This window comes from Paraburkholderia sediminicola (assembly GCF_046026675.1).
Taxonomy (GTDB): domain Bacteria; phylum Pseudomonadota; class Gammaproteobacteria; order Burkholderiales; family Burkholderiaceae; genus Paraburkholderia; species Paraburkholderia sediminicola_F.
In genome coordinates this window covers 822,958-845,886 of record NZ_JAQQEY010000002.1, presented here as the reverse complement: position 1 = coordinate 845,886, position 22,929 = coordinate 822,958, and the positions used below count along the sequence as shown (strand labels likewise).

The following is a 22,929-nucleotide window of genomic DNA, read 5'->3' as shown; positions in this document are numbered from 1 at the left end:
GATGTGCTGCTGGCGGTGTCTCTCTACCAATGGAACATAGCGAAGCGGAACTGCCGATGTCAAGCAAATACTCGCCACCCAGTTTTGCTCAGAAAATCGGCTTTTTTTGCGGGAAATCCTTGTGATTGAATGGTTTGCACGCGTTATCCAAGGGCAAACCCGGAGTTCGCAAGCGAGTCGTTCAGCTAGTTGCCAGGCAACCTGAACTTGCACTGCTCATTCAACACGCCTTGCGCCCTCACCCGCCCTGGACGCCCTGCGTATTCACATACAACGAATACAAGCCGTGACTCGCCGCCATGAACAACCGGTTGCGATGACGTCCGCCGAAGCACACGTTCGCGCAGCGCTCGGGCAACGCGATGTGGCCGATCGGCTCGCCTTGCGGCGTGAAGACGCGCACGCCATCGAGTTCGTCGGTGCCCATGCCCCACCCGCACCAGAGATTGCCGTGTGTATCGACGCGAAAGCCGTCGGGCGTGCCCGGGCCGGCGTCGATCAGCACGCGGTTGTTCGACAGCACGACGCCCTTGCTGCTGATGTCGACGTCGAACGCGCGAATCTTGCGCGGCACGCCACGCGATTCGACGATGTACAACACCGACTCGTCCGGCGAAAACGCGAGGCCGTTCGGGCCCAGTACGTCGTCCGCGACCATCGTCACCTCGCCGGATTGGCCGTCGATTCGGTACACACACGCGGGCAATTCCGACTCCTGCCGCTCGCCCTCATAAAAGCTGTCGATGCCGAAGGTCGGATCGCTAAACCAGATCGAACCGTCCGACTTCACGATCACGTCATTCGGCGAGTTGAAACGCTTGCCGAGATAACGGTCGGCGAGCAGGGTAATCGAGCCGTCGTACTCGGTTCGCGTGACGCGCCGCGTCAGGTGCTCACAGGTCACGAGGCGGCCCTGGCGATCGCGCGTGTGACCGTTTGCATTGTTCGAAGACTGGCGAAACGTGGTCACCGCGCCGCTGGTTTCGTCCCAGCGCAGGATGCGGTCATTGGGGATGTCGCTCCACAGCAGATAACGGCCGTCGCCGAACCAGACCGGCCCTTCAGACCAGCGCGCGCCCTGATATAGACACTCGACGGAAGCAGAAGCCAGGATCAGCGACCTGAAGCGCGGATCGAGAACGCGAATGGAGGGATCGGGATAGCGTCGGCTGGTGTCGGTCATGCGTAGGCTTTGGACAATGGAAGTTGAGGGGGAAAATGGGTCGAAGCACGCTGCGTCCTCCACGCCGGCGCGCCGCGCACGCACCTGTAATCGCGGCCGCTACGAGGTCAATGCGACGCCGGCTTCTGCGCGAACTGACGCTCCAACGCGAGCAGGATCTGCGTCGCATGATCGATCTTCGCATGATGTTCGGACGGCGTCGAACTGCGTAGCGGCAGGATCGGCCCCATGTCGGCAATCTTCGAGAACGTGACCGCGTCATGTAACACGCGGATCAACGAGATTTCATCATGCAGGGTTTCCAGCGGCGGGAAAGCGTCGTGGAGACGCTGCGCTCGATCAATCGCGCGAGCGTGTCGAGCTCCACGTAGTTTTCGCTCTTGATGTACAGCGTGAGCGGCCTACCCGCCGCGTCGGCGACACGCGTGAGCCCCGCCTCCACGCCTTCGGACGTCGTAAATCCACTCAGCGGCAACACCATCGCCGTACGGTAGCGGGTTCAAGTTAGCATTGGGTTCGCAACGTTGTCAAACAACCCGAGTACGGTGTCATCGGGCGATCTCGAGTCGAAGTCGATGCGAAGAAGCCGAAGCTGGCAAAGCGCGGTGCGTCGCTTTCGTATGACAATAGACGGTGACGGGCGGGTGTTAGAGAATGGCGAAGGGTCAGATGGAAATCGTCAATCTGGTAATTAGCGTGGTTTTGTCCAGAATTTCGACACGCACGGCCATTCAAAGTGGTTTGACAATAATGTTGCAAATCAAAAGCATCAAAAAGCCGCTACGAGAAAATTACCCACTTTATCGACCCGTGAATGTTAATCAGGTCGAAGAAATCCGATATAAGGAGTAATTCGTTCGCCTGGTTGCAGAACCCGCGCTGGCGGCGTTTCTTTTAGAAATCGCCCTCGGCTTGCGAAATAAATTTTAGTGATAGATTGTGAAGATAAAAACGGCCGGACGGATCGCCGTACCGCAATTAACCGCAACGGGACGTTTGCGAGTCTGAGAGAACCAAATTGTCGCTACATTTTATCGAGGAAATGGCACCGCTACTGAACGCCGCAGATGAAGCGGAATGGTTCGGCGCGATCGCGGGCATGGCCGACACATGGGGCTTCGACAGGCTTCTGATTGCCATGCTGCCGCGCCCGACCATTCGCCTTGAAGACGCCTATGTGCGGAGCACCTACGCACCGGCCTGGCGACGCACCTACGACGAGCAGGGGCTCGTCCATATCGACCCGACTGTCTCGCATTGCGCGACACGCGCCACGCCGCTGATCTGGTCGCCGGACATTTTTACGACCGCACCGCAGCAATCGATGTATGAGGAAGCCCGCGCGCACGGCCTGCGCGCCGGTGTGACGTTGCCGATCCATGGACCGAACCAGGAAGCCGGCATGATGTGCTTCGTCAATGACAGCAATCCGAGCGACGCGTTCTGGCGTCACGTCAACGTTGCGTTGCCGAATCTGGTGTTATTGCGCGATCTGGTGATCGATACCAGCCAGCGCCATTTGAATACGCACACTCAGACTTTATTGCCCAAGCTCACGCCGCGCGAACGCGAATGTCTGAAATGGACCGCGCGCGGCAAATCCACCTGGGAAATCTCCCATATCCTGAGCTGTTCGGAAGCCGTTGTGAACTTCCACATGAAGAACATCAGGACGAAATTCGGTGTGAATTCGCGGCGCGCGGCGGCCGTGATCGCCGCGCAGTTGGGGCTTATTGACCCGGGTTGAGGAAGGCGGCGGCGTCGCGGCTGTACAGCACCCGTTCGGCCCGCCCCAGATCGGCGTCAGAAACGGTTTTGGTGAAGTAGAGGCCCAGCAGGATCGACACCGGCGCCGGAATTTCGGCACCCGATTCGAACCGGCTGCCACGCGACTGCGTCACGCCAAAGCGTGCCCAGAAGCGGCGCTGGCTCTCCTTCTTCTTCTTGCGGTAGGCAATGATCAGAACACGATCCACCGCCGATGACGGCTCTGCCGGGCGGGTTTGGACCGAGGGTTGCGCTTGCCAGTGGTTTTCGAGAAGTTCCATTTTGTGTCCCGTCGGTTGAGGGCTGAGGCTTGTCTCGAATTCTGCGTTATCCGATAAGCATGCACACCTATCCAGGTAGGTAGGTGGCGGAAAGATTCAAAATGCATAAGTTTTCTTGCGTATTGGGTACCCCAACACGTTCAGGAGAACGTCATGCAAACAGCAATCCGGATTGGAATGCGGCAGGAATTCGACAACGCAGACATCAACGAGATGTACCGACTGCGGGCTCGGGTGTTTCACGGGCGGCTCGGGTGGGACATCCCGACCATCGCGGGCATGGAAATCGACGGTTACGACGCTCTCGGGCCGCACTACATGCTGATTCAGGGCGACGATCGGCACGTGCGGGGCTGTTGGCGCCTGATGCCAACGGAAGGGCCGAACATGCTGAAGGACACCTTCCCGCAATTGCTCCATGGTGCGGATGCGCCGGTTGGGCGGCATATCTGGGAACTGAGCCGGTTTGCGATCGAAACCAGCGGTGAGGAACAGTCATTCGGCTTTGCCGACCTGACCATGCAGGCGATTCACGAACTCGTGACGTTCGCCGACCGAATGGGCATCACCCGCTACGTCACGGTGACCACCACGCCGATCGAACGGCTGCTGCGCAAGACCGGGATCGACATCAGCCGGCTCGGGTCGCCCCTGCAGATCGGCGTAGAACGGGCCGTGGCGCTGGATATCGCGGTCAGTCCGAAGACCCGCACCGCCCTGTTCGGGCCGATGGCCGCCGCCGCCTGACGCCTGGACACGACTGGGGCCGCAGTTGCGGTGACCCGGTTGCGGGCGGTCAGGATGCAATGGGCTAGTTGCAGTGGACTGGTCACGGTGGGCTTAGTCGCGGTTGCCCCGTCGAAGCAGACCGACAGCCCGGTTACCTGGTATTTGCGACCCGCGGGGGAGGCACGCGGGATATCAGCAACCGAACATCCGCTCGAGCGCATTCTCGAGATGCGCGCGCATCGCCTGCCCCGCTGCAGGGCCGTCCTTACGGCGGATCGCCTCGAGCACGGCCATATGTTCGGCCTGCACGAGCCGCTGCCGCTCCACCGTCTTCACGAGCGAAAGATTGCGCGACAGATTCATGCTGAACAGAATCTGTTCTTCGATGAACGACATGACCGTGATAAAAAACGGGTTCTTCGAGGCGCGCGCCACCGCCAGGTGGAACATGAAATCGTCCTGCGCGCCGATGCCCCGGGTTTCGATGATGCGTTCCAGCTGGTCCCATGCATGCTGGATCGCGGCGATGTCGTCCGCATCGGCTTTGAGCGCTGCCTGTTCGGCCGCGCCCGCCTCGGTCACGATGCGAAATTCGTAACAGCGGCGGATGTCCGACAGCGTTTCGAGTGGCGCAAACCGCCGCACGTCCGGGTCCGGCCGCCGCGCGACCGTGGTGCCCGAACCATGCCGCGTCATGATGATCCCGTCCGCCCGCAGACGCGCCAAGGCCTCGCGCACTGTGGGCCGCGACGTCGCAAAGCGTTCGGCCAGCGCATGCTCGGTAGGCAGCCGCTCGCCTTCCTTGTACTCGCCTTCAAGAATGCGATTGAGGATGTCGCCGTAGATCTTGTCGGGCAAGCCCGTCGTTTTGCGCTCGTTCATCAGCGGTGCTGAAGCAGCTTGTCTGAGTAGATCCTGATTGTAAGGCAAACCTGACCCTATCTTGATTTGATACATGCGCCCCGGCTTAGCAGGAATACCGCAAACGCTTGCTGCACGGTGCTTGTCCCATGGAGCGCCGCTATCGCAAAATTTGACAAGTATTTGATTTACATCCTGCCAGGATGCACCTTTTTCAGCGATCATTTAAGCTGGCATCGGTAATAAATCGTCAATGAGCCAGGCCGCGCGCAATGGCCGCGGCATCCCAATCCTTCAGACGCGGAGTCGATATGTACACACGCATCCTCGTAGCGGTCGACGGCAGCCACACCTCGCGCCGCGCATTCGAAGCGGCGGTCGCGCTAGCGAAATCCACCGGTGCTGTCATGCAGCCGCTCTACGTCGTCGAAAACACACCCATGTATTTCGAAGCGCCCGGTTATGACCCATCCATTCTGCGCAACCGCCTCGTCGAAGAGGGCAAGGAACTCTGCGCGGAATTCGCCCTGGCCATGGCGGCGCAAGGCGTCAAGGGGGAGCTCATCGTGGGCGAAGCCTCCTCGCTCGACGACGTTTCGGTGGTCGTGCTAAAAGCTGCCGCCGACTTCAACGCCGATCTGCTGGTGATGGGCACGCATGGCCGGCGCGGTTTTCAGCGCCTGATTCTCGGCAGCGTCGCAGAGCGCTGCGTGCGTCAGGCAACCTTGCCTGTACTGCTGATCCCCTCCGCGGCCGGCAAGGTTAGTGAATACGCCTGAACGCGTCGCGACACACATTGCAAAGCGTGTGCTTGCCGCATCGAGCGGCACGCGCAGCGCTATATCTCCAGAATCAGCGCAGAACATGCTCGCCACGATACATAGCAGTCCATAACCACAAACAGCAATGCGAGCGTGACATCGCTCAAGATGCCTAACTGCGAGAACGCGTCATTTTGTCGCTAAACGGGGAGCATGGGCGGTGGGACAATCAGTTGTTACTCTGACAAATGGCTGCAGAACATGCTTACTCCTACCGCTGTGACTCGCACCGCCGGCGCCGCCGAATCCACTCCAAAGTCGCCGCCGGCGCGTCGCGGCCGCCGTGCCGCGCCGGTGAGGGCAACGGCGCGCACCGCCGCTCGTTGTTCGAGTTGTTCGATGCGGGCGCTCTGCATGCCGCAAGGCTTGTCGCCCGGCGAACTAACGAAACTCGAAGCGCTCATTTGCAGCGCGCGCTCGGTGCAGCGCGGCGAAGCGCTATACCGCAGCGGCGACCGCTTCGACAATATTTACGCCGTGCGTTCCGGCTCCATGAAAACCGTCATGGCCCACCGTGACGGCCGCGAACAGGTCACAGGGCTGCGCCTCGCCGGCGAAGCGCTCGGCCTCGACGGTATCAGCGAAGACGTTCATGCATGCAGCGCCGTCGCGCTTGAAGACAGCACCGTGTGTATCGTTCCCTACCCGGCCCTCAAGTCCCTGTGCCGTGAAATCAGTTCGATGCAGGACCGCCTGCACAAACTACTGGGCGAACAGATCGTCCGCGAAGCCGGCCAGATGATGGTGCTCGGCTCCCTTTCAGCAGACGAACGCGTGGCGGCATTTCTGCTCGACGTGTCGGAGCGCAACGCGCAACGCGGCTATTCGTCGGCGGAATTCAATCTGCGCATGACGCGCGAGGACATGGGCAGCTACCTCGGCATGACGCTCGAAACCGTGAGCCGCACCCTGTCAAGATTTCAAAAACGCGGCCTGATCGACATACAAGGCAAACACATCCGGATCGTCGATCTGGAGGGCTTGCAGAAGGTGTAAGCCGCACGCCCAGGACCTGGCCCGCGTCGCCCCGTCCCCGGCCACCTGCTTTTTAGCGCGCATTCGTCTTGGCATGGCTCCTGCGAGCGGGTAAAGTCTTTAGTCCGTCCCCCGCAAGGAGACTTGGCGAAATGAATCGCGACCCCGCCCCGCATCACCCGCTAGTCCAGCGTCTGATCGACGCGCGTCAAGTTACCGACGCACTGTTTTCTATCGTCAAACCCGAATTTCTGTACGAACGGCCGATCCGTGAGCGCCACCGGATCGTGTTTTACGTCGGCCATCTGGAAGCTTTCGATCGTAATCTTTTCGATCAGCGCCTGTGCGACCTGCCGGCATTCGATCCGCACCTCGACCAGCTCTTCGCTTTCGGCATCGATCCTGTCGACGGCGGCTTTCCGACCGATCAACCCAGCGACTGGCCCTCGCTCGACGCCGTGCGCACCTATGCGTTGCGCGCCCGCGAGCAGATCGACCGCGAACTCGACGCACTGAGTGACTCCGCACGCGTCGGCCGCGAGGGCGCCCCTGCCAACGCGTCCGAGCAGTTGCTGAACGTCGCGATCGAGCATCGGCTGATGCATGCTGAAACGCTTGCGTACATGCTGCATCAGTTGCCGCTTGCGCAGAAGGTCGCCGGCTTGCGGGAGCCGGCGCTCACGCGTCCTGAACCGCGGCAGGCGTTGTCGTCGATGGTCAGCGTGTCGTCTGGCGCAACGGTGCTCGGCATGTCGCGCGAGAGTGGCCATTTCGGCTGGGACAACGAGTTCGGCGAGAAGCGTGTCGACGTGCCCGCGTTCGAGATCGACCGCCATATGGTGACGAACGGCGCGTTCCGGGAGTTTATCGAGGCGGGTGGCTATCGCGAACCGAAGTGGTGGACAGACACGGATTGGGCGTGGAAAGAAGCCGAACATATCGACCATCCCGCCTGCTGGTCGCAGCAAACCGGGAGCGATCAGAACAGCGTGTGGATGCTGCGCACGATGTTCGACGACGTGCCGCTGCCGCTCGACTGGCCCGCTTACGTAAGCCATGCCGAAGCCAGCGCCTACGCGCGCTGGGCCGGCAAGACGCTACCCAGCGAAGCGCAATGGCAACGCGCGGCACATGGCGCACCGCACGCCGCATCGGGCAATTTCGATTTTCGCAGCTGGGACCCGCAGCCGGTCGACGCATATCCGGACAACGTCAGCGCGTTCGGCGTGGAAGGTCAATTCGGCAATGGCTGGGAGTGGACCTCCACGGTATTCGACGCACTGCCAGGCTTTGAAGCGTTTCCGTTTTATCCGGGCTACTCCGCCAACTTTTTCGACGGGCAGCATTACGTGATCAAAGGCGGTTCAGCACGCACCGCGCAATGCATGTTGCGGCCGGCTTTCCGGAACTGGTTTCAACCGCATTACCAATACGTGTATGCGGGGTTTCGGTGTGTGACGGTAACGAATCAGCCATAAGCAGATGACTTGAAATGCCGCGAATATTGAAGTGCCGAAGTCAGTGCGCGACGCCGAAAAATGCTTCCGCACCTTCGGCCGGCGTGAGTCCCACTCTGAAATAGCCCTCAAGCCGTTCAGCCATGACGTCGTTCATGATGAACGGCGGACAGAGGAAGCCGACCGAAACGGCATGGTCGTACCATGCCAACATCCATGCGCGCAGACCTGCTTCGTCCGGCGAAAATCCATTCGACAAGTCTTCAGCCATGCGCGGCCTCCTTCGCCATTGTCTCGCCGTTCTGTGGCAACACGGCGGTGCTCATCGCAGGACGAGCGTCTCCGGGCGGAAACACATGCCAGATTCCGTCGCTGTGGCGAAAGAAAAACAGCGCGAGCGAACCACCCGGCCGTTGCACTTCGACGCACACACGACGAGTCCGGCCAGATCGTGAGCGACGTATCGACAGCACGCGGACCGACTGGCGGCATTCCGTGCCAAGCAGTTTTCCAACGATCCCACGCAACGATTTTTCAGCCACGATGTCTGCACTCCATGATGCAAGTGAAGTCATCGTAAGGTGCTGGAAGCGGCGGTTCCGTCGGGAGCACCGGATAGTTCATTAAGGAACAGCTGATTCGTATGTCAGGATTCCCCTAATCCAACCGCTGCGCCGATTAATACAGCTTCATTTTTTCGTCGGCGAGGCGGTGTCTGATCGCATGGCGGTCAGTTCACACTACCGTTGCGCCGAATCGACAGAGAAAACACAGGCAACGTATAGGGATTTCCTGACATGAAGTTCAGCATTGACCGGCCCTTCTTTCTTGATGTCCTGACAGCGCTGCGATAACTATCCACATAGGATGAAGACTCGTCAATCGTCCTGTTCCTGAGTGTGGCCATGGTTCCGTATCTGTCTGAGCGAGAAAACGCGGTTGAGCACATCAACGCGAAGTGCATCCACCTGTTCGATCTGTGGTGCGAAAGCAGAAGCGTCGTACCGCTGACGTATCTGTTAAAAGGCTGGCCACTGACGAACAGCGATCCCGAGGCCATCCGGCGCCTCGGCAACGCGCTACGCGATCTCAGGCGACACCATTTGCTTGACACCAACGGCGCGCCATTTCAGGAACTCTGCGAGTTATCGGATTGCGTCGAAGACCTGCTTGTTCTGTCCGCCATGACAACGTGGGCGACGAACAGCGGGTAGCGTGAACGGGGATATCGAACCCGCGTAACGCGACTGGTATGGGGGAAATAGCGTGCAGTTAAACGAAATCAGTGACGAAGAGTGGCTTCTGCTGGCGCCCGTTCTGTCGGATGACGCCATCGTTCATGGGCAACGCGGCCGGCCTCGCGCGCAAGTTCGCCTCGTGGCGAATGCCGTGCTGTGGGTACTGGTGACCGGCGAACCCTGGTCCAAGCTGCCGAACATCTATCCGTCGGTGCCGACGTGCCGGTCACGCTTCGAAAAGTGGCGTAGGACCGGCGCCCTTGCGGAAATGCACGAGCTTCTTTCGAACCGCGGTCGTACCTTCCGTTGCGGTCCGGATGGCCTGTTGGAACCGCAGCATATCCAGCCCCGCTCCATCGACCGTCAATCCAGGGACGAGGGCCTTCGAAAGGTGTTCTGGACAAGTCAGGCGTCGTGGCAAACACCGCATGGCGCACGCCAGCCACCCCATACCGTGGACACGTTCACTCAAGTCGCGCAGCAACTCCAGGATTCTTCGCGTGTAGCGCCTGATCGCGTCGAATCCCTTGCCCCGATGAACACCCCTCACTCCATCCATCGGCCCGCCTCGCCATGGATGGGCCTCGCCTCGCAAGGCAAGCGCGAATCCGACCTGCGTGGCTACGTCATCTACGTTGCGGCCGATCGGGTAGCGAACGCCCGGTTCCGTGGATGGGCCGAGGTCGTGCGGGACGCGCAGCGGGTCGCCCGTTCCGGGCTTATCGGTCCGAGCTTCACGAGTTTCGAGGCTGCGCAGCAGTACGCGCTCGAATGGGCACGGCAGTGGATCGACGAGGAAAGCGACGTCGAAAGAGATGATGTCAACGCCGTGAAGTGCGATTCATGGCAACGGAAAGTCCGATCAGGGTGAGCAACGCGTCGGCGGCGTGCCCGTGAGATTCGCAGCACAGGCACCATGGGTTGCATGCAAGGGACCTTTCACCTCAGTGACTTACGCCAGTCACCAGTTGCAGCGGCGTTTCAATGACCCGCGACAAATCGCTCTGCTTTCTATGTTCAGTGACCGCCTTCAATGCCACGTCGACGCCGAACACAGCTTGCCGATCGGCAAACTGGTTCATCGTCGCGAGCACGCGGCCGTCGAGGAGCAGCGGCTTGAGCGCTTCGCTGTCGTTATACCCGGTGACATAGACCCCGCCGGTTCTCCCCGCATCGCGAATGGCATCCACTGCCCCCATCGCCATATTGTCGTTGCCGCACATCAACGCGCGGATCTGCGGATAGTCTCCCAGCATCTTCGATGCAATATCCCGTCCTTTCCCATAGTCCCAGTCGCCTGCCTGGATGGCGACGATCTTCATGCCGGCCGCGTTCATTGCGTCCTTGCTGCCGGCCGTGCGTTGCTGCGCATTGCGGTCGACGGAAATTCCTTCGATGATCCCGACCTGATCGCCCGCCTTGAGCCGCCCCCCAAGATAATCGCCCACCTGCTTCGCGCCGTTGCGATTGTTCGGACCGACGAACGGCACGGAGATATGCGCGGCATCCTGTGACGCGTCGTCGAGCGGGTTATCGATCGTGACCATGATGATGCCGGCCTTGATCCCCCGCGCCACGACCGCTGTCAACGCCTTCGAGTCAGTCGGCGCGATGACGATCGCATTCATCCTCGCTCTGATCAATTCGTCCACCATCCGGATCTGCGCGGCAGTGTCGTGCTCCGTTGCCGTGCCGCGAATGGTCAAGTCGAACTGCGACGCAAAGTGTTTCTGATAGTTCTGCGCAGCGTTCGCCATAGCTACGGTGAACGGATCAGTCATCGACTTCAACACAAGGGCGATCTTCAGTTTGCCGCCCTGCATGGCATCGACATGAGCCGCACCTGTCAGGCCTGCCGCAGCAAGCGTGCCGGCAACCAGCACGCGGCGGCGCATCCTCTGCGTCATTGATTTTCTCTCCTGGGACCACGCGGACGAAAAGCTTGCATTGCGTTCACACAGACGACGGCTCAAACCGCCGCGAACGCTGCAGTGTCCCGATCGCCGGCACCTGTTAGCTGCCGCAAAACGGCAGCGATTTCGTCGAACGACGGCCGGCTGCCGATATTCTCGCTCAGGCAATTTTCTTTCAACGCTACCAGCTTCGCTGCAATGTCCGCTTCAGCGGCCAGCCAGTCGCATCGGTCGATCAACTCCTCGAGCAGACAACCATACGCCCTGACTTCCAGCCGCTGCAGCGCCGAGCGGAAGTCTTGATCATCAGTCGCGTAGAAAGACGCCGCGCCAAAATCGCCCAGCAACGCGCGACCCCGCCCTCCGTATAGAATATTGTGTGCGTACAGATCGCCATGCATCACACCTTGCTGATGCAGATGACACGCTGCCGACGCCATGCCGTATGCGACGCGTAACACCGAGGCCAACTCGAAGCGCGTGCCGGCATCGTAGACGTCGCGCGTGCATGACTCGAGGCTCGGTGGGCCCGCAAGATTCGTGAATTGCGGGTCGATCAGTTCCATCACCAGACCATGTGTGCCCGCCGGATGGTCTTTTATCTTGCCCACCACCGGAATCAGATTCGGATGATCGCCGGCACGAATGCAGGCCGCCATCTCGCAGTCCGGCAGTCCGTCGCTCGTCACCGCACCCTTGAACAACTTGACGGCCACCGGCCTACTCGCATGTGCATGACGAGCAAGAAGCGCCGCGCGATAAATGACACCGGAGGCGCCCTCGCCTAACTGCTGTTCGAGTTTCAACTCATCCCACCGAATATCGGCACTCGGCGTATCGGTGAATGCCGCCGTCTCCAGCGCTTCGCTGAATGGATTGCCGGCGAAAGCCAGCCAGGAAAGCCGTGGCAAGCGCAACAGCCACGCAGGCAACTCGCTGAGTTGATTCGCCGCGAGACGCAGCAGTTCGAGCCGCGAGCAGGCGGCCAATTCCTCGGGCAGTGCGCGCAACCGGTTACCGGCAAGCATCAACTTCTGAAGTTGCCTGCAGGCGCCAAGTTCCGCAGGCAGTGTGTCGATCTCGTTGTCGGTGAGGATCAGCCAGCGCAGCAGCGGCGGCAGCGATTGACCCGACACCGTGCGAATGCGGTTTGCCTTGAAGCCGACCATGCTCAGTTGCGAACACTGCCCGAGGACCTCCGGCAATTCAGTGAAGGGATTGTCAGACGCAAAAATGATGCGCAGCTTGCTCAGCCGCGGCAAGTCATCGGGCAGCCTCGAGAGCGCATTGCCCGATAAATCGAGAACTTCCAGCGTATCGGCCAGATCGAAAATCTCGCGTGGAAATTCGCTCAGCCCGCACGCCAGTTTGAGTCGGCGAGTACCCGCCAGTTGTCCGGCCCGCAGTTGTTCGAGGGTGGTTGTCACAGTCGTAGAGAAGAGTTCCGGTTGCCAGTGAGCGATATGCCGAGGGTATCAATTCTACTGAGTCGCGAGCCGCGCGCGGAATTGGATAGCAAGATCCGGCGTGACCTCGGCGAGGACGAAGGTTAAGCTGTCAGGTATCGGAGCCATGGCAGAGCGAGTTCGCAGCCTCGCATGAAGCCATCTCAGTCTCCAGCCAGTCAGGAATCCAGCAAAATGACATACGCATACAAGTTAATGAATTCGCCCGTCGGCGAACTGAAGCTCGTGGCAAACGGCAACCGGCTCGCCGCTATTTTGTGGGAAAACGACAAGCCGAACCGGGTGCGCCTGCCGGAAATGGTCGAGGCGGATGACCGCTCGATCCTGATCGAAACCGAGCGGCAATTGAACGAATATTTCGCAGGGACGAGAGACCGGTTCGACCTCGAACTCGACTTCCAGGGGACGGACTTTCAGAAGAAAGTTTGGGCGGCGCTCCTGACGATCCCGTTCGGCGAGACGCGCAGCTACTCGGACATCGCTACGCAAATCGGAAACATCAACGCGGTGCGGGCCGTGGGCGCAGCGAACGGCAGAAATCCGATCTCCATCGTGGCGCCTTGTCATCGCGTGATCGGCGCGTCCGGCGATCTGACCGGCTTTGCCGGCGGACTGGCGAACAAGATGTTTCTTCTGTCACTCGAAGCTGGGCAGACTTCGCTGGAAGCGGCAGCGGATTCAAACGACGCGGCGACTGCCACAGCGGCTGCGGCTTCAACCGCGACTCCGGGAATGGTCGTCCGGGAAACGCCTGTGAAACCGGCACGCCCGGCGCCAAGCCGCGGGACGCAGCACTCGTTGTTCGGCAACTGAGCGGATTGGATGCAACAGTCGTGACATCACGAGGTGGCGTTCAACGCCGCCTGATGCACCACATCACCAATGCAACCAGGTCCCGCTCACATATACGCTTATCGGTCACATCATTTCAACAATACTTGAAATATTAAAACGATCAGCGTATCGTTCGGCTATGGACTCGAACCTTGTTGTACGTGCCCTTGGCGCGCTCGCTCATGAATCGCGGCTGGCGATCTTCCGTTTGCTGGTCATCGCTGGGCCGGATGGCATGGCCGCCGGTGAAATCGCGCAGCAGCTAGAACTTTCCCCATCCAGCCTCTCCTTCCACCTCAAAGACCTGTCACATGCCGAGTTGGTGACACCCCGGCAGGACGGGCGCTTCATCATCTATTCGGCGAATTTCGAAGCGATGACAGGCCTGATCGGCTTCCTGACCGAAAACTGCTGCGCCGGTGCACCATGCGCCGCGAGCGACGTCCCCGGCTGTCGCAAAAAATGAGCACCGCCAACACAATGACGCGCGGCACACGGCCGGCGATCGGATTCTTCGAGCGTTACCTGACTGTCTGGGTAGCACTGTGTATCGTAGGCGGCATCCTGGTCGGGAAACTGCTTCCGCAACTCTTCCAGGCGATCGGCCGCATGGAAGTTGCGCAGGTCAATCTTCCAGTTGGCGTGCTGATCTGGGCGATGATCATTCCGATGCTGGTCAAGATCGATTTTGCCGCGATGACGCAGGTGAAAAGCCAGTGGCGTGGTATCGGCGTGACCTTGTTTGTAAACTGGTTCGTCAAACCGTTTTCGATGGCGTTGCTCGGCTGGATTTTCATTCGGCACGTATTCGCACGATGGCTTCCTGCGGATCAGCTTGACAGCTATATCGCCGGTCTCATTCTGCTTGCCGCCGCGCCCTGCACGGCGATGGTGTTCGTCTGGTCGCAACTCTGCAAGGGCGACCCGTATTTCACGCTATCGCAAGTGGCGCTCAACGACTCCATCATGATCGTGGCATTCGCCCCGCTCGTCGCCCTCCTGCTGGGTTTGTCGGCGATTTCGGTGCCATGGGACACGCTGATCGTTTCGGTCGGCTTGTACATCGTCATCCCCGTCATCCTCGCCCAATTTCTACGCCGCCATCTGCTCGCCAAGGGCGACGCCCATTTCCAGCAGGCAGTTGCACATCTCGCGCCCTATTCGATCAGCGCTTTACTGGCAACCCTCGTATTGCTGTTCGCCTTCCAGGGGCAGGCAATAGTCAAGGAACCACTGGTCATCGCGATGCTCGCGGTGCCGATTCTGATTCAGGTGTTCTTCAATTCCGGCCTCGCCTATCTGCTCAATCGCCGGCTTGGCGTTGCGCATTGTGTCGCAGGTCCGTCGAGTCTGATCGGCGCAAGCAATTTCTTCGAGCTTGCGGTGGCCACGGCGATCAGCCTGTTTGGATTTCATTCGGGTGCGGCGCTTGCCACGGTGGTCGGTGTGCTAATCGAAGTGCCGGTGATGCTGTTAGTGGTCGGCGTCGTCAATCGTTCGCAGCACTGGTACGAGGCAAAAACACAGCGTTAAAGGACAACGTGTATGAGCGTTACGATCTATCACAACCCGGATTGCGGCACGTCGCGCAATACGCTCGCAATGATTCGCAATGCCGGCATCGAGCCGGAGGTCATCGAGTATCTGAAGAACCCGCCTGAGCGGGCCACGCTGAAAGACCTGATCGAACGTGCCGGCCTCACCGTGCGCGCCACGCTGCGCGAGAAAGGCACACTGTATGCCGAACTCGGCCTCGCGAAGGCGTCCTTGAGCGATGAACAATTGCTCGATGCGATGCTGGCGCATCCGATCCTCATCAATCGCCCCATTGTGGTCACCCCGCTCGGCGTGCGCTTATGCAGACCGTCCGAGGTTGTTCTCGATATCCTGCCCGCAGCGCAACAGGGGACGTTTATCAAAGAGGACGGCGAGCACGTGATCGACAGTGCGGGACGGAGGGTCCGTTGATGTCCGGGAATCTGCCTAACGTCAGCGCCCCACATTTCCACGCGCCGGATCTGCAAAAACTCGAACCGCACGCGATTTCGCAGCACGCCCCGCGAATTTTGCTGCTGTACGGGTCGTTGCGTCCCACTTCGTTCAGCAAACTGCTCACTCTCGAAGCCGAACGCATCCTGCGCCAATTCGGCGCTGAAACACGCATCTTCGATCCGCACGGCCTGCCGATTACGGACAGCGTAGCGGCCGATCATCCGAAGGTCGTCGAACTACGTAAATTGTCGGAATGGTCGGAGGGACAGGTGTGGTGCAGCCCGGAGCGTCACGGTACGCTCACGGCGGTGTTCAAGAATCAGATCGACTGGCTGCCGCTCGAAAGCGGTGGCGTGCGGCCCACCCAAGGACGCACGCTCGCGGTGATGCAGGTATGCGGCGGTTCGCAATCGTTCAACGCCGTCAACGCGTTGCGCGTGTTGGGCCGGTGGATGCGGATGGTGACGATCCCCAATCAGTCGTCGGTGCCCAAGGCGTATCAGGAATTCGCCGCCGACGGCAGGATGAAACCCTCAGCCTACTACGATCGCGTCGTTGACGTAATGGAGGAGCTGTACAAGTTCACGTTGCTGGTGCGCGACCGTTCGGATTACCTGACCGATCGCTACAGCGAACGCAAGGAAGCGTATCCGGAACTGGCGAGCGCGTTGGCGGCCAACGCGATGGTTCATGAAGCAGCGAGCGCCAATGCCGACACCGACACCGACGACAGCGAAACAGAATGACGGCAGCGGCACTCGGCAGTGCTAACCCTGGCGCTCGCAGCGCATAAAGCTCCTATCCTTAAGATGCCCTTTGGGCATCACAACCAGGAGGATGACATGCGCATGCTACTCAACGTACGTATTCCGCACGAACCGTTCAACACGCTAGTGCGCGATGGCACTGCCGGCGAAGTGATAGGGCGAATACTTGAAGACATAAAACCGGAAGCGGCCTACTTCACCGAGCAGAACGGAACGCGTGGCGCGGTACTCATCGTGAACCTCGACGATCCATCGGGAATTCCCGCACTGGTAGAACCATTCTTTCTGAAGTTCAACGCGGACAGCGAGCTACGCGTCGTCATGTTGCCGCAGGACCTCATGAAAGCCGGCCTCGAGAATCTCGGCTCAAAATGGAAGTAGCGCATACGTTCGTATCAAACGATGGACTTGCCGTCTGCGGTTCACAAGACGCACCCCAGACGGCAATGCACGCAAAGACGCCGACGTGTGCTCCGATCACCCGAGTTCGAATGACGTCACGCCAAATACGCGTTCGATTTGAATAGCAGGCGGGTCCTGCGTATACATCCGCGCGGTTTCAAAGACGCTTTTCATGCCATGCCGCTCCGCCAGTGCGACGGCAGCGGGATTAGTCTCCGGAGCATCGAGGACGATGACCTCGCCTGGCATGCGCGCCACCAACGCCTCGAACAGATCGCTCGCGATCTCGTCGCTATCGGCGAAGAGCGGACCGATCTTGCATCCCGTTCTGCAACGACGCAGTACCCCGTAGCCGGCAACCTGACCGTCACGAACTGCGGCCAGCGCCGTGGCGTAGCGCTGGCCGAGCCATGTCGCGAGAAAACGCTCACGCATGGCGGGAAAGCACTGACGATCGTAGCCAAGCAGTTGCTCGAACGGCAGCGCCGACGCATTCAAAATGTTCGAACGGATGTTCGAACCTGTCGTGCTTTGGGCAACGGCCTGAACGACACCCTGAAATCGAATGTTGCGATACGCCAGCCGAAAGCCGGACTTTCTGTAATTTGCCTGCTGAGCGACGACGCCGTCTAACCCGACATTGCGGTTACCCAGATAGTCCATGCCGTGCTGCCAGACGCGCATGCCGAAGCCTCTGCCGCGAAACGCCGGCTTCACGATATATAGACCGATAAAGCCGAAGTGCGCGCTGTAGGCGATCGCGGAAATACAGGCAACCGGTTCGCCGCGCCACTCCCCGATGAAAAACCCGTTAGCGTCCCCGGCGCGGAAGCATTCGGCATCTTGCAGGCCGGGGTTCCATCCCTCCACCGCAGCCCATTCCACTGCCAGCGCCACGTCGTCGGCCGCCATGGTGCGCACGATAAAATCACGGTGCTCGTCCGGGTTCGTCACGATCGCCTCGCCCACTGCGCCTGCAGCATAGCGGCCGCCGCAGTGGCCGCCACCTGACAGCCGAGCACGATATGCTCCTCGGCCGTATCCTCGATAAAGTCATGGCTTACGCCGCCGATGCTCGGCACGAACATCATGCAGGCCGGCATGCAGCGGGCGATGACCTGAGCGTCGTGTGCGGCGCCGCTCGGCATCCGCAGCCATTGTAGAGGCGCCACGGCTTCGGCGGCACTCGCGAGATGTTCCGCGAGCGCCGAATCCATCGTTACCGGCTCCATGGGTTCATCGAAGGTCGTCAACTCCACGCCCACAAGACCTTGCGCATTGAAGTCCCGCACCAGCGCCGCGACTTTGCCTTCCATCGCCTGCAGGCGCGCAGCGTTCGCATCGCGGAATTGCAGATACATGTCGGCTCGCCCCGGCACGACGCTGAGGGAGCCGGGATCGAGATCGATGCGTCCCACAGTCCACACGGTGTCGGCATCCGCGAGTTCCGCGAACGCGTCGTTCATCCGTGCGATAAACGCGACCAGTGCCGCGCCGGCGTCACGCCGGATCGACATGGGCGTAGTGCCTGCATGATTGCGCTGTCCCGTGAAACTCAGCCGCAGCTCGCGAAGCCCGACGATCGTGGTGACGACGCCAATGGACTTCCCGATCGCTTCCAACCGGCCACCCTGCTCGATATGCGGCTCGAGGTACGCGACATGCCGGCCTGGCTCGAAGCGGGCGCGTGGCAACCCGGCAAGACCGGCGGCTTCGAGCACGTCCTGAAGGCGCTGCCCTTCCCGGTTCGTTGCGCTACGGATCGACTCCTCGACGGGATCGCCGACGAAGCTGCGGCTGCCGAGCAAACCGGAAAAAGTCCCCTCTTCGTCGATCCACGACGCCACGTCCACCGCGAGATGACTCGTCGCGTCGGTTTCAGCCAGCGCGCGTGCGATCTCCAATCCATAGATGACGCCCATCGCGCCGTCGAGCCAGCCACCGGTGGGTTGTGTGTCGGTATGCGAGCCGATCACGAGTGCGGGCCCACTGTTGCGCGAACGGCCGAACACAGTCCCTACGCCATCGATAACAGCATCGAGCCCGGCCTCCGTCATGCGCCCAACCAGCCAGCGGCGTGACGCGAGATCCACCGGAGAAAGCGCCAGTCGCACCACGCCAGGGTCTCTGGCGCCAAAGCTGCGCAGCTGTTTGAGATCGGTCAGCAACCGGTCCGGATCAATCTTCACCACGGCCTGATCTCCTTTGATGTTTGCCCATGCCGCTGGCATTTTTCCCGATAAGCATCGACAGATTACACGGCCCGGCACTGGAAGATTCAGTCAATCGCTTCCGCCTGCACCTAAGCCTCCCCTAAGCTTGACCCGCTATGATCGGGGGGCGCGATTCATCACACGTCCCTCGAAAAACTTACCGCATGAATACACTCGAAGCGTTCAATCAGGCGCTCTTTCTGATGATCAACGCAACGCCGTCGACGCCGGCCTGGCAAACCGATATGGCGCGAATGATTGCTGATTACGTCATTTATCTCATACCGCTGTCGCTGATCGCAATATGGCTCTTTGGCGACGAGCGTCAGCGTGAAATCGCGGTGCACGCGTTTTGCCTGACCCTGCTCGCCCTCGGGCTTAGTCAGATCATCGGTCTGGTTTGGCCACATCCCAGGCCATTCGTGATCGGAATCGGCCATACGTTTCTGGAGCACGCGCCCGACTCGTCGTTCCCAAGCGACCATGGGACCGTATTCGCCAGCGTTGCGCTGACCTTGTTGCTCGGCGGCGCGAGACGTTACGGCGTGGCGATCCTGCTGTCCGGACTCGCAGTAGCCTGGGCGCGCGTGTTTGTCGGCGTCCACTTCCCGCTCGACATGATTGGCGCCGTCGCCGTGGCATGCGCGGCGTTCCTGCTGATCGCGCCGCTGTGGCGGGTGGGCGGAGCCATGCTGACACGCAGCCTTGTCACGGTGTACCGCAAGCTGCTGGCGTGGCCGATAGAGCGCGGCTGGTTGTCCTCATAGAGCTTTGTGAGTACGCGGTCCGCTACTTCGAGGCTTTGTTGTCGGCCTATGCTTCCGGTTTTTTTCAGTCGCAGCTTTCGGCCACTATTCCCGGCCTTCGTGTTTGCTTTCTCGCCGACCTTCGTCGTCGGTTCAAGTTTCTGCCACTTCTACCGGGTCAGCGCCCGAAAATCGCTCGGCGACATCTCATAGGCACGACGAAATGCGCGCGACGGATCGCGCCTGCGAAACCGGGTCCGTGCGGCAATCCATGAATGTCAGATCGGCGGCCTTGTAGCTGTCGATCGTGCCGCTAAAGCCATCGGCCAGTTGCCAGTTGCCAGCGCGAGATCGGCACGTCGAGAAAGTGGCCGAGCCGGTCCCGCCATGCGGGCAGCTGCTCGCGTGGCGCTTCGCGGTGCGTATCAAAGTGGCTGTGAATGCACGCCGAGGGCGCCGCGTCCCTGGCCACGGAATCGGTCGTCAAAGCTTTCCCCTGCGCAGTCTTGTTGTCTACGCATGATAGCCGCAGACGGCAGCGCTCAAAAGTTCGTGAAGAAGGCTCGGGCGGCGACCATGCAGAACGACGCGACCAGTTCACCGTGATAGGCCTGAAGCACAGCCGAGGCGCCACCGTCAGTCGCACCACCCGCTACGGCCTGATTCGCGAGCGTCGCCTTCGCACTCGCGAAACCTTGCTTGATGGGCGCGTACGGATCGTTGGGCCCGGAGATCGGAGAGTCCACGTCCAGCACGGACGTGAGCCCTGCCGGCACTTTGGCGTTCTGCCAGTAGGCCTGCTCAATGCGTGCGTTGAAGAAAAACACGGTGGGATCCGAGCCGCCGCCGCACAGCAGAACCGGCGCGCGCGGCAGCCAGTTGCGCAAGTCATTGCGCTTGAACGCCTGGCGCAGCGGATGCATAGGATTGGCCGCCGGCGTCAAGGCCACCGTGGTGTTGGGAAACGCGCCATCGGGATTGGCCGCGGCATCTTCCAGAAGACTCAGGCGATAGGCGTTCCGCACGAGATTGGCGTTGCCGAATCCTGCAGCAAACACCGGCGTCAGCGAGGGCGGAGTAAGGGGCGGCGAAGTCGGCGGTGTCATCGAAGCATATTGCGGCGCGGGCGGAACGCTGCTGAAAAGTTGCGTCGGGGGCAGTTTCCCTTTCGAAAATAGCGTAGCGAGCGGCTGCAGGCTCGGCAGGAGGTTCTCGATGCCCGGGGCATAGGCCGCTTCATAGAAGTCCCCGGGCTTGCGGTAGATGTTCTCGTAAGCATGCTGGTAGCCCGTCACGATCAAGGTCGTGAACAGCGTCGACCCCAGGTTCACCTCGCCTTCGATGAGCGCGTCCGCAGTGGCGGCAAGCGCATACGGACCCGATCCCGGCGCGGATGCTGTGACCTTGACACCGGCTGCCTGCAAAGCACGATGTGTCGCGAGAGCCACGAAGCCGCCTTGCGAATAGCCGGTGACGAAGAGCTTGCCGTTCTCGCGCGTCTTTCGCTCCGGCTTCACTGCACTCAGTGCGGTCCGCGCCGCCCGCAGCGAATCGATCACATCGGCGGATTGCTGATCGGCGTTCAGATAGGGGTGGTACGTGAGGTCGGAGCCGGCATAGCCCGCGTAGTTAGTCGCCACCACGATATAACCCTGGGCCGCGTACATGGCGGCCACGCTGATGCCCTCCCCGGCGCCGTCGCCGTTGCCCGGGTCGGTTTGGGTGATATCGGCGATGTTGTAGTTGCGGTACGCGGTCGTGCCGTGTGCGTAGAGCATCAGCGGACGCGGCCCGCTACATGCCGCTGACCGTCCGCCCGGAATCATCAGCGCACCACTGGCGGTGGTCGGCTCGCCCGCGCCGCCGATGGTGCGGTAGCGGAAAGTCACGATCTCCACCCCGCAAGCGGGCGCTCCGGCGATCTGCGCGAGTTGCTGAGCGGATGCGTTCGATGCAAGCACTTTCGAAAACGCCGCGGCGCTGAGCCGTAGCGTGACGCGCTGTTCGAGTAACTGGCCGCGGGCCTTGCATCCCTCATCGCAACCGGAGCCGGCTTGCACATAAGCACTGCCGCCCAACGTGAAACATGTCAGCAGCACCAAGGCCGCGTTCCGCATCGCTACAGGCATGTGAGGCTCCGTCTTGTTGGCTTTTGTTTGCGCTTGTTGGTATTGCGGCGATTGGGCTGCCTTACATACAGAGTGAGGGGAGTATAGGTAAACAGATCGGCGCGCCGCCAGCCTCATCCTTCGCGAATTTTGCAATGGAATGCTTCATGAGGTATCCGGTAGCCTGGCCCGGTCGGCATAAGAAACGCCGACCGGGCTCGCTGCTGGCTGAGGGGATCAGGGCGCGGCTTGCGTCCACCTTTCAATGTGGGTCCGCGCTTGCCGCTTACTTCCAGAGCGTGCGGCCGAAGAAGGTCAGCGTGCGATCCCAGGCCTGCTGCGACCAGACCGGATCGAACTGGGTCCTGGAGATGCGGCCCGGCCCGACTGCCGTTTCGTTCGCGAACGCGTGGTACGCAAGATAGCGATGGAACTCGACGTCGACATTGGCCGCCCCGAGCTTGGCCTCCAACGCGTCGACCGTTTCAGCCGGGAAGAATTCGTCTTGCGTCGCCCAGTGACCGAGAACCGGAACCTTGATTTTCGATGCGTCGATGTACTCGAGCGGAGGGAAGCCGTACCACACCACACCGGCCGAAACTTCAGGGATATTGCATAGCGCGAGCAAAGTCAGCGCGCCGCCCATGCAATAGCCGGTCACGCCGACGTTCGCCGAGTGCTGCTTCAGATACTGGACGGCGCCCCGCACGTCCTGAGTCGCGGCGTCGCCGAAGTCGAGTGCGCTCAGCAAATGGTTCGCCTCCGCCTCTTCAACCGTCGACTTGCCGCGGAAGAGATCGGGCACCAGCGCCAGATAGCCGGCCTGCGCGAGCCGGTCCGCCACGCCGCGAATCTGGTCGTTCAAGCCCCACCATTCCTGAATCACGACGATGGCAGGCGCGCCCTCCAGCTTCTGTGGCCTGGCCAGATAACCCTGAACGTCTTTGCCGTCAGGGCGGTTAAACGTGATCATCGATCCTGCAGTCCGTTGCATCAGTTGCTCCTCGAAGTAGCCGAAGCCGCTAGCATAGCGCCGGAGTGGCACGTTCTGCTGGGCCGCCGGCAAGCTGATCAATACCACCTGTACGTCCTGACTTTGCGGCGATGATCCTCTTCGTCACTTCATTGCGATCCATGGTCCAGTTCGTTGTTGAATTTGGCCAAAGCCGCCCCCGA

25 protein-coding genes and 1 pseudogene are annotated in these 22,929 nt (G+C 60.7%); 14 read left to right on the top strand and 12 right to left on the bottom strand.

Annotated elements, in window-relative coordinates:
* Nucleotides 1–238 precede the first annotated feature (238 nt).
* Together PQQ86_RS23700 and PQQ86_RS23695 are read right to left on the bottom strand one after the other, a co-directional pair.
* The gene (locus PQQ86_RS23700) at nucleotides 239–1,183 is read right to left on the bottom strand and encodes an SMP-30/gluconolactonase/LRE family protein (protein ID WP_408272402.1); all 945 of its coding nucleotides are present in this window, start codon (nucleotides 1,181–1,183) and stop codon (nucleotides 239–241) included.
* 107 nt (nucleotides 1,184–1,290) lie between these two features.
* Nucleotides 1,291–1,682: pseudogene (locus PQQ86_RS23695) on the bottom strand (dihydrodipicolinate synthase family protein); the annotation flags it as partial.
* 543 nt (nucleotides 1,683–2,225) lie between these two features.
* Here PQQ86_RS23695 and PQQ86_RS23690 point away from each other — a divergent pair.
* Nucleotides 2,226–2,930: a helix-turn-helix transcriptional regulator gene (locus tag PQQ86_RS23690; RefSeq protein WP_408279333.1), complete on the top strand. Its 705-nt coding sequence runs from the start codon at nucleotides 2,226–2,228 to the stop codon at nucleotides 2,928–2,930.
* Here the strand turns inward: PQQ86_RS23690 and PQQ86_RS23685 are convergent.
* On the bottom strand, nucleotides 2,914–3,231 hold the full coding sequence (locus PQQ86_RS23685; RefSeq protein ID WP_408272399.1) for a helix-turn-helix domain-containing protein: 318 nt from the start codon (nucleotides 3,229–3,231) through the stop codon (nucleotides 2,914–2,916). The genes PQQ86_RS23690 and PQQ86_RS23685 overlap by 17 nt on opposite strands.
* Before the next feature lie 153 nt (nucleotides 3,232–3,384).
* Between PQQ86_RS23685 and PQQ86_RS23680 the strand changes: the two genes are divergently transcribed.
* Nucleotides 3,385–3,978, top strand: a complete 594-nt coding sequence (locus PQQ86_RS23680) for an acyl-homoserine-lactone synthase (protein WP_093637295.1) — start codon at nucleotides 3,385–3,387, stop codon at nucleotides 3,976–3,978.
* A 174-nt stretch (nucleotides 3,979–4,152) separates the two neighbouring features.
* On the opposite strand, the gene PQQ86_RS23675 is transcribed toward PQQ86_RS23680, so the two are convergent.
* Nucleotides 4,153–4,842, bottom strand: a complete 690-nt coding sequence (locus PQQ86_RS23675) for a FadR/GntR family transcriptional regulator (protein ID WP_408272396.1) — start codon at nucleotides 4,840–4,842, stop codon at nucleotides 4,153–4,155.
* Between the two features lie 290 nt (nucleotides 4,843–5,132).
* Between PQQ86_RS23675 and PQQ86_RS23670 the strand changes: the two genes are divergently transcribed.
* From PQQ86_RS23670 to PQQ86_RS23660, 3 genes are all read left to right on the top strand, one after another.
* Nucleotides 5,133–5,600 (top strand): universal stress protein, encoded by a 468-nt coding sequence (locus tag PQQ86_RS23670; RefSeq protein WP_408272393.1) that lies wholly within the window; start codon nucleotides 5,133–5,135, stop codon nucleotides 5,598–5,600.
* A gap of 381 nt (nucleotides 5,601–5,981) precedes the next feature.
* Complete coding sequence (locus PQQ86_RS23665; protein WP_408279331.1) at nucleotides 5,982–6,638, top strand: helix-turn-helix domain-containing protein; 657 nt, start codon at nucleotides 5,982–5,984, stop codon at nucleotides 6,636–6,638.
* A 131-nt stretch (nucleotides 6,639–6,769) separates the two neighbouring features.
* Nucleotides 6,770–8,095 carry an SUMF1/EgtB/PvdO family nonheme iron enzyme gene (locus PQQ86_RS23660; protein WP_408272390.1) on the top strand — a complete coding sequence of 442 codons (1,326 nt, stop codon included), beginning with the start codon at nucleotides 6,770–6,772 and terminating at the stop codon, nucleotides 8,093–8,095.
* 40 nt (nucleotides 8,096–8,135) lie between these two features.
* Here the strand turns inward: PQQ86_RS23660 and PQQ86_RS23655 are convergent, their stop codons facing one another.
* Together PQQ86_RS23655 and PQQ86_RS23650 are read right to left on the bottom strand one after the other, a co-directional pair.
* Complete coding sequence (locus PQQ86_RS23655) at nucleotides 8,136–8,345, bottom strand: hypothetical protein (RefSeq protein WP_408272385.1); 210 nt, start codon at nucleotides 8,343–8,345, stop codon at nucleotides 8,136–8,138.
* Nucleotides 8,338–8,649 carry a hypothetical protein gene (locus PQQ86_RS23650; RefSeq protein ID WP_408272380.1) on the bottom strand — a complete coding sequence of 104 codons (312 nt, stop codon included), beginning with the start codon at nucleotides 8,647–8,649 and terminating at the stop codon, nucleotides 8,338–8,340. The genes PQQ86_RS23655 and PQQ86_RS23650 overlap by 8 nt, the downstream gene beginning before the upstream one ends.
* Before the next feature lie 330 nt (nucleotides 8,650–8,979).
* Between PQQ86_RS23650 and PQQ86_RS23645 the strand changes: the two genes are divergently transcribed.
* Both PQQ86_RS23645 and PQQ86_RS23640 read left to right on the top strand, forming a co-directional pair.
* A complete protein-coding gene (locus PQQ86_RS23645; RefSeq protein ID WP_408272377.1) occupies nucleotides 8,980–9,288 on the top strand; it encodes a hypothetical protein in 309 nt (102 codons plus the stop codon).
* Between the two features lie 52 nt (nucleotides 9,289–9,340).
* On the top strand, nucleotides 9,341–10,183 hold the full coding sequence (locus PQQ86_RS23640) for a DUF6566 family protein (protein ID WP_408272374.1): 843 nt from the start codon (nucleotides 9,341–9,343) through the stop codon (nucleotides 10,181–10,183).
* A 73-nt stretch (nucleotides 10,184–10,256) separates the two neighbouring features.
* Here PQQ86_RS23640 and PQQ86_RS23635 read toward each other — a convergent pair whose 3' ends face one another.
* Complete coding sequence (locus tag PQQ86_RS23635; protein ID WP_408272371.1) at nucleotides 10,257–11,219, bottom strand: substrate-binding domain-containing protein; 963 nt, start codon at nucleotides 11,217–11,219, stop codon at nucleotides 10,257–10,259.
* 62 nt (nucleotides 11,220–11,281) lie between these two features.
* Entirely contained in the window at nucleotides 11,282–12,652 is a 1,371-nt protein-coding gene (locus PQQ86_RS23630) for a leucine-rich repeat-containing protein kinase family protein (RefSeq protein WP_408272368.1), read from the bottom strand.
* Between the two features lie 213 nt (nucleotides 12,653–12,865).
* Between PQQ86_RS23630 and PQQ86_RS23625 the strand changes: the two genes are divergently transcribed.
* From PQQ86_RS23625 to PQQ86_RS23600, 6 genes are all read left to right on the top strand, one after another.
* Complete coding sequence (locus PQQ86_RS23625; RefSeq protein ID WP_408272366.1) at nucleotides 12,866–13,504, top strand: methylated-DNA--[protein]-cysteine S-methyltransferase; 639 nt, start codon at nucleotides 12,866–12,868, stop codon at nucleotides 13,502–13,504.
* 160 nt (nucleotides 13,505–13,664) lie between these two features.
* A complete protein-coding gene (locus PQQ86_RS23620) occupies nucleotides 13,665–13,991 on the top strand; it encodes an ArsR/SmtB family transcription factor (protein WP_408272363.1) in 327 nt (108 codons plus the stop codon).
* Complete coding sequence (gene arsB, locus PQQ86_RS23615) at nucleotides 13,988–15,058, top strand: ACR3 family arsenite efflux transporter (RefSeq protein WP_408272362.1); 1,071 nt, start codon at nucleotides 13,988–13,990, stop codon at nucleotides 15,056–15,058. Before PQQ86_RS23620 ends, arsB begins: the two co-directional genes overlap by 4 nt.
* Before the next feature lie 12 nt (nucleotides 15,059–15,070).
* The gene (arsC, locus tag PQQ86_RS23610; RefSeq protein ID WP_408272360.1) at nucleotides 15,071–15,493 is read left to right on the top strand and encodes an arsenate reductase (glutaredoxin); all 423 of its coding nucleotides are present in this window, start codon (nucleotides 15,071–15,073) and stop codon (nucleotides 15,491–15,493) included.
* Nucleotides 15,493–16,263, top strand: coding sequence for an arsenical resistance protein ArsH (gene arsH, locus PQQ86_RS23605; RefSeq protein ID WP_408272357.1), 771 nt, complete (start codon nucleotides 15,493–15,495; stop codon nucleotides 16,261–16,263). Before arsC ends, arsH begins: the two co-directional genes overlap by 1 nt.
* Nucleotides 16,264–16,359: 96 nt before the next feature.
* Complete coding sequence (locus PQQ86_RS23600) at nucleotides 16,360–16,665, top strand: panthothenate synthetase (RefSeq protein ID WP_408272355.1); 306 nt, start codon at nucleotides 16,360–16,362, stop codon at nucleotides 16,663–16,665.
* A 96-nt stretch (nucleotides 16,666–16,761) separates the two neighbouring features.
* On the opposite strand, the gene PQQ86_RS23595 is transcribed toward PQQ86_RS23600, so the two are convergent.
* Complete coding sequence (locus tag PQQ86_RS23595) at nucleotides 16,762–17,598, bottom strand: GNAT family N-acetyltransferase (RefSeq protein ID WP_408279328.1); 837 nt, start codon at nucleotides 17,596–17,598, stop codon at nucleotides 16,762–16,764.
* Between the two features lie 38 nt (nucleotides 17,599–17,636).
* Nucleotides 17,637–18,878, bottom strand: coding sequence for a Zn-dependent hydrolase (locus PQQ86_RS23590; protein ID WP_408272352.1), 1,242 nt, complete (start codon nucleotides 18,876–18,878; stop codon nucleotides 17,637–17,639).
* Between the two features lie 185 nt (nucleotides 18,879–19,063).
* Here PQQ86_RS23590 and PQQ86_RS23585 point away from each other — a divergent pair, with 185 nt between their 5' ends.
* Nucleotides 19,064–19,666 (top strand): phosphatase PAP2 family protein, encoded by a 603-nt coding sequence (locus tag PQQ86_RS23585; RefSeq protein ID WP_408272349.1) that lies wholly within the window; start codon nucleotides 19,064–19,066, stop codon nucleotides 19,664–19,666.
* Between the two features lie 521 nt (nucleotides 19,667–20,187).
* Here PQQ86_RS23585 and PQQ86_RS23580 read toward each other — a convergent pair.
* On the bottom strand, nucleotides 20,188–21,774 hold the full coding sequence (locus tag PQQ86_RS23580; protein ID WP_408272346.1) for an alpha/beta hydrolase family protein: 1,587 nt from the start codon (nucleotides 21,772–21,774) through the stop codon (nucleotides 20,188–20,190).
* A gap of 265 nt (nucleotides 21,775–22,039) precedes the next feature.
* Complete coding sequence (locus PQQ86_RS23575) at nucleotides 22,040–22,747, bottom strand: dienelactone hydrolase family protein (RefSeq protein WP_408279325.1); 708 nt, start codon at nucleotides 22,745–22,747, stop codon at nucleotides 22,040–22,042.
* Nucleotides 22,748–22,929: the final 182 nt, after the last annotated feature.

Coding starts and splice junctions, on each gene's coding strand:
- PQQ86_RS23595 (WP_408279328.1), bottom strand. CDS start 17,598: ATGGCGGCCGACGACGTGGCGCTGGCAGTGGAATGGGCTGCGGTGGAG.
- PQQ86_RS23700 (WP_408272402.1), bottom strand. CDS start 1,183: ATGACCGACACCAGCCGACGCTATCCCGATCCCTCCATTCGCGTTCTC.
- PQQ86_RS23625 (WP_408272366.1), top strand. CDS start 12,866: ATGACATACGCATACAAGTTAATGAATTCGCCCGTCGGCGAACTGAAG.
- PQQ86_RS23645 (WP_408272377.1), top strand. CDS start 8,980: ATGGTTCCGTATCTGTCTGAGCGAGAAAACGCGGTTGAGCACATCAAC.
- PQQ86_RS23620 (WP_408272363.1), top strand. CDS start 13,665: ATGGACTCGAACCTTGTTGTACGTGCCCTTGGCGCGCTCGCTCATGAA.
- arsH (WP_408272357.1), top strand. CDS start 15,493: ATGTCCGGGAATCTGCCTAACGTCAGCGCCCCACATTTCCACGCGCCG.
- PQQ86_RS23650 (WP_408272380.1), bottom strand. CDS start 8,649: ATGACTTCACTTGCATCATGGAGTGCAGACATCGTGGCTGAAAAATCG.
- PQQ86_RS23665 (WP_408279331.1), top strand. CDS start 5,982: ATGCGGGCGCTCTGCATGCCGCAAGGCTTGTCGCCCGGCGAACTAACG.
- arsB (WP_408272362.1), top strand. CDS start 13,988: ATGAGCACCGCCAACACAATGACGCGCGGCACACGGCCGGCGATCGGA.
- PQQ86_RS23580 (WP_408272346.1), bottom strand. CDS start 21,774: ATGCCTGTAGCGATGCGGAACGCGGCCTTGGTGCTGCTGACATGTTTC.
- PQQ86_RS23655 (WP_408272385.1), bottom strand. CDS start 8,345: ATGGCTGAAGACTTGTCGAATGGATTTTCGCCGGACGAAGCAGGTCTG.
- PQQ86_RS23635 (WP_408272371.1), bottom strand. CDS start 11,219: ATGACGCAGAGGATGCGCCGCCGCGTGCTGGTTGCCGGCACGCTTGCT.
- PQQ86_RS23685 (WP_408272399.1), bottom strand. CDS start 3,231: ATGGAACTTCTCGAAAACCACTGGCAAGCGCAACCCTCGGTCCAAACC.
- PQQ86_RS23670 (WP_408272393.1), top strand. CDS start 5,133: ATGTACACACGCATCCTCGTAGCGGTCGACGGCAGCCACACCTCGCGC.
- PQQ86_RS23600 (WP_408272355.1), top strand. CDS start 16,360: ATGCGCATGCTACTCAACGTACGTATTCCGCACGAACCGTTCAACACG.
- PQQ86_RS23585 (WP_408272349.1), top strand. CDS start 19,064: ATGAATACACTCGAAGCGTTCAATCAGGCGCTCTTTCTGATGATCAAC.
- arsC (WP_408272360.1), top strand. CDS start 15,071: ATGAGCGTTACGATCTATCACAACCCGGATTGCGGCACGTCGCGCAAT.
- PQQ86_RS23690 (WP_408279333.1), top strand. CDS start 2,226: ATGGCACCGCTACTGAACGCCGCAGATGAAGCGGAATGGTTCGGCGCG.
- PQQ86_RS23575 (WP_408279325.1), bottom strand. CDS start 22,747: ATGCAACGGACTGCAGGATCGATGATCACGTTTAACCGCCCTGACGGC.
- PQQ86_RS23675 (WP_408272396.1), bottom strand. CDS start 4,842: ATGAACGAGCGCAAAACGACGGGCTTGCCCGACAAGATCTACGGCGAC.
- PQQ86_RS23680 (WP_093637295.1), top strand. CDS start 3,385: ATGCAAACAGCAATCCGGATTGGAATGCGGCAGGAATTCGACAACGCA.
- PQQ86_RS23660 (WP_408272390.1), top strand. CDS start 6,770: ATGAATCGCGACCCCGCCCCGCATCACCCGCTAGTCCAGCGTCTGATC.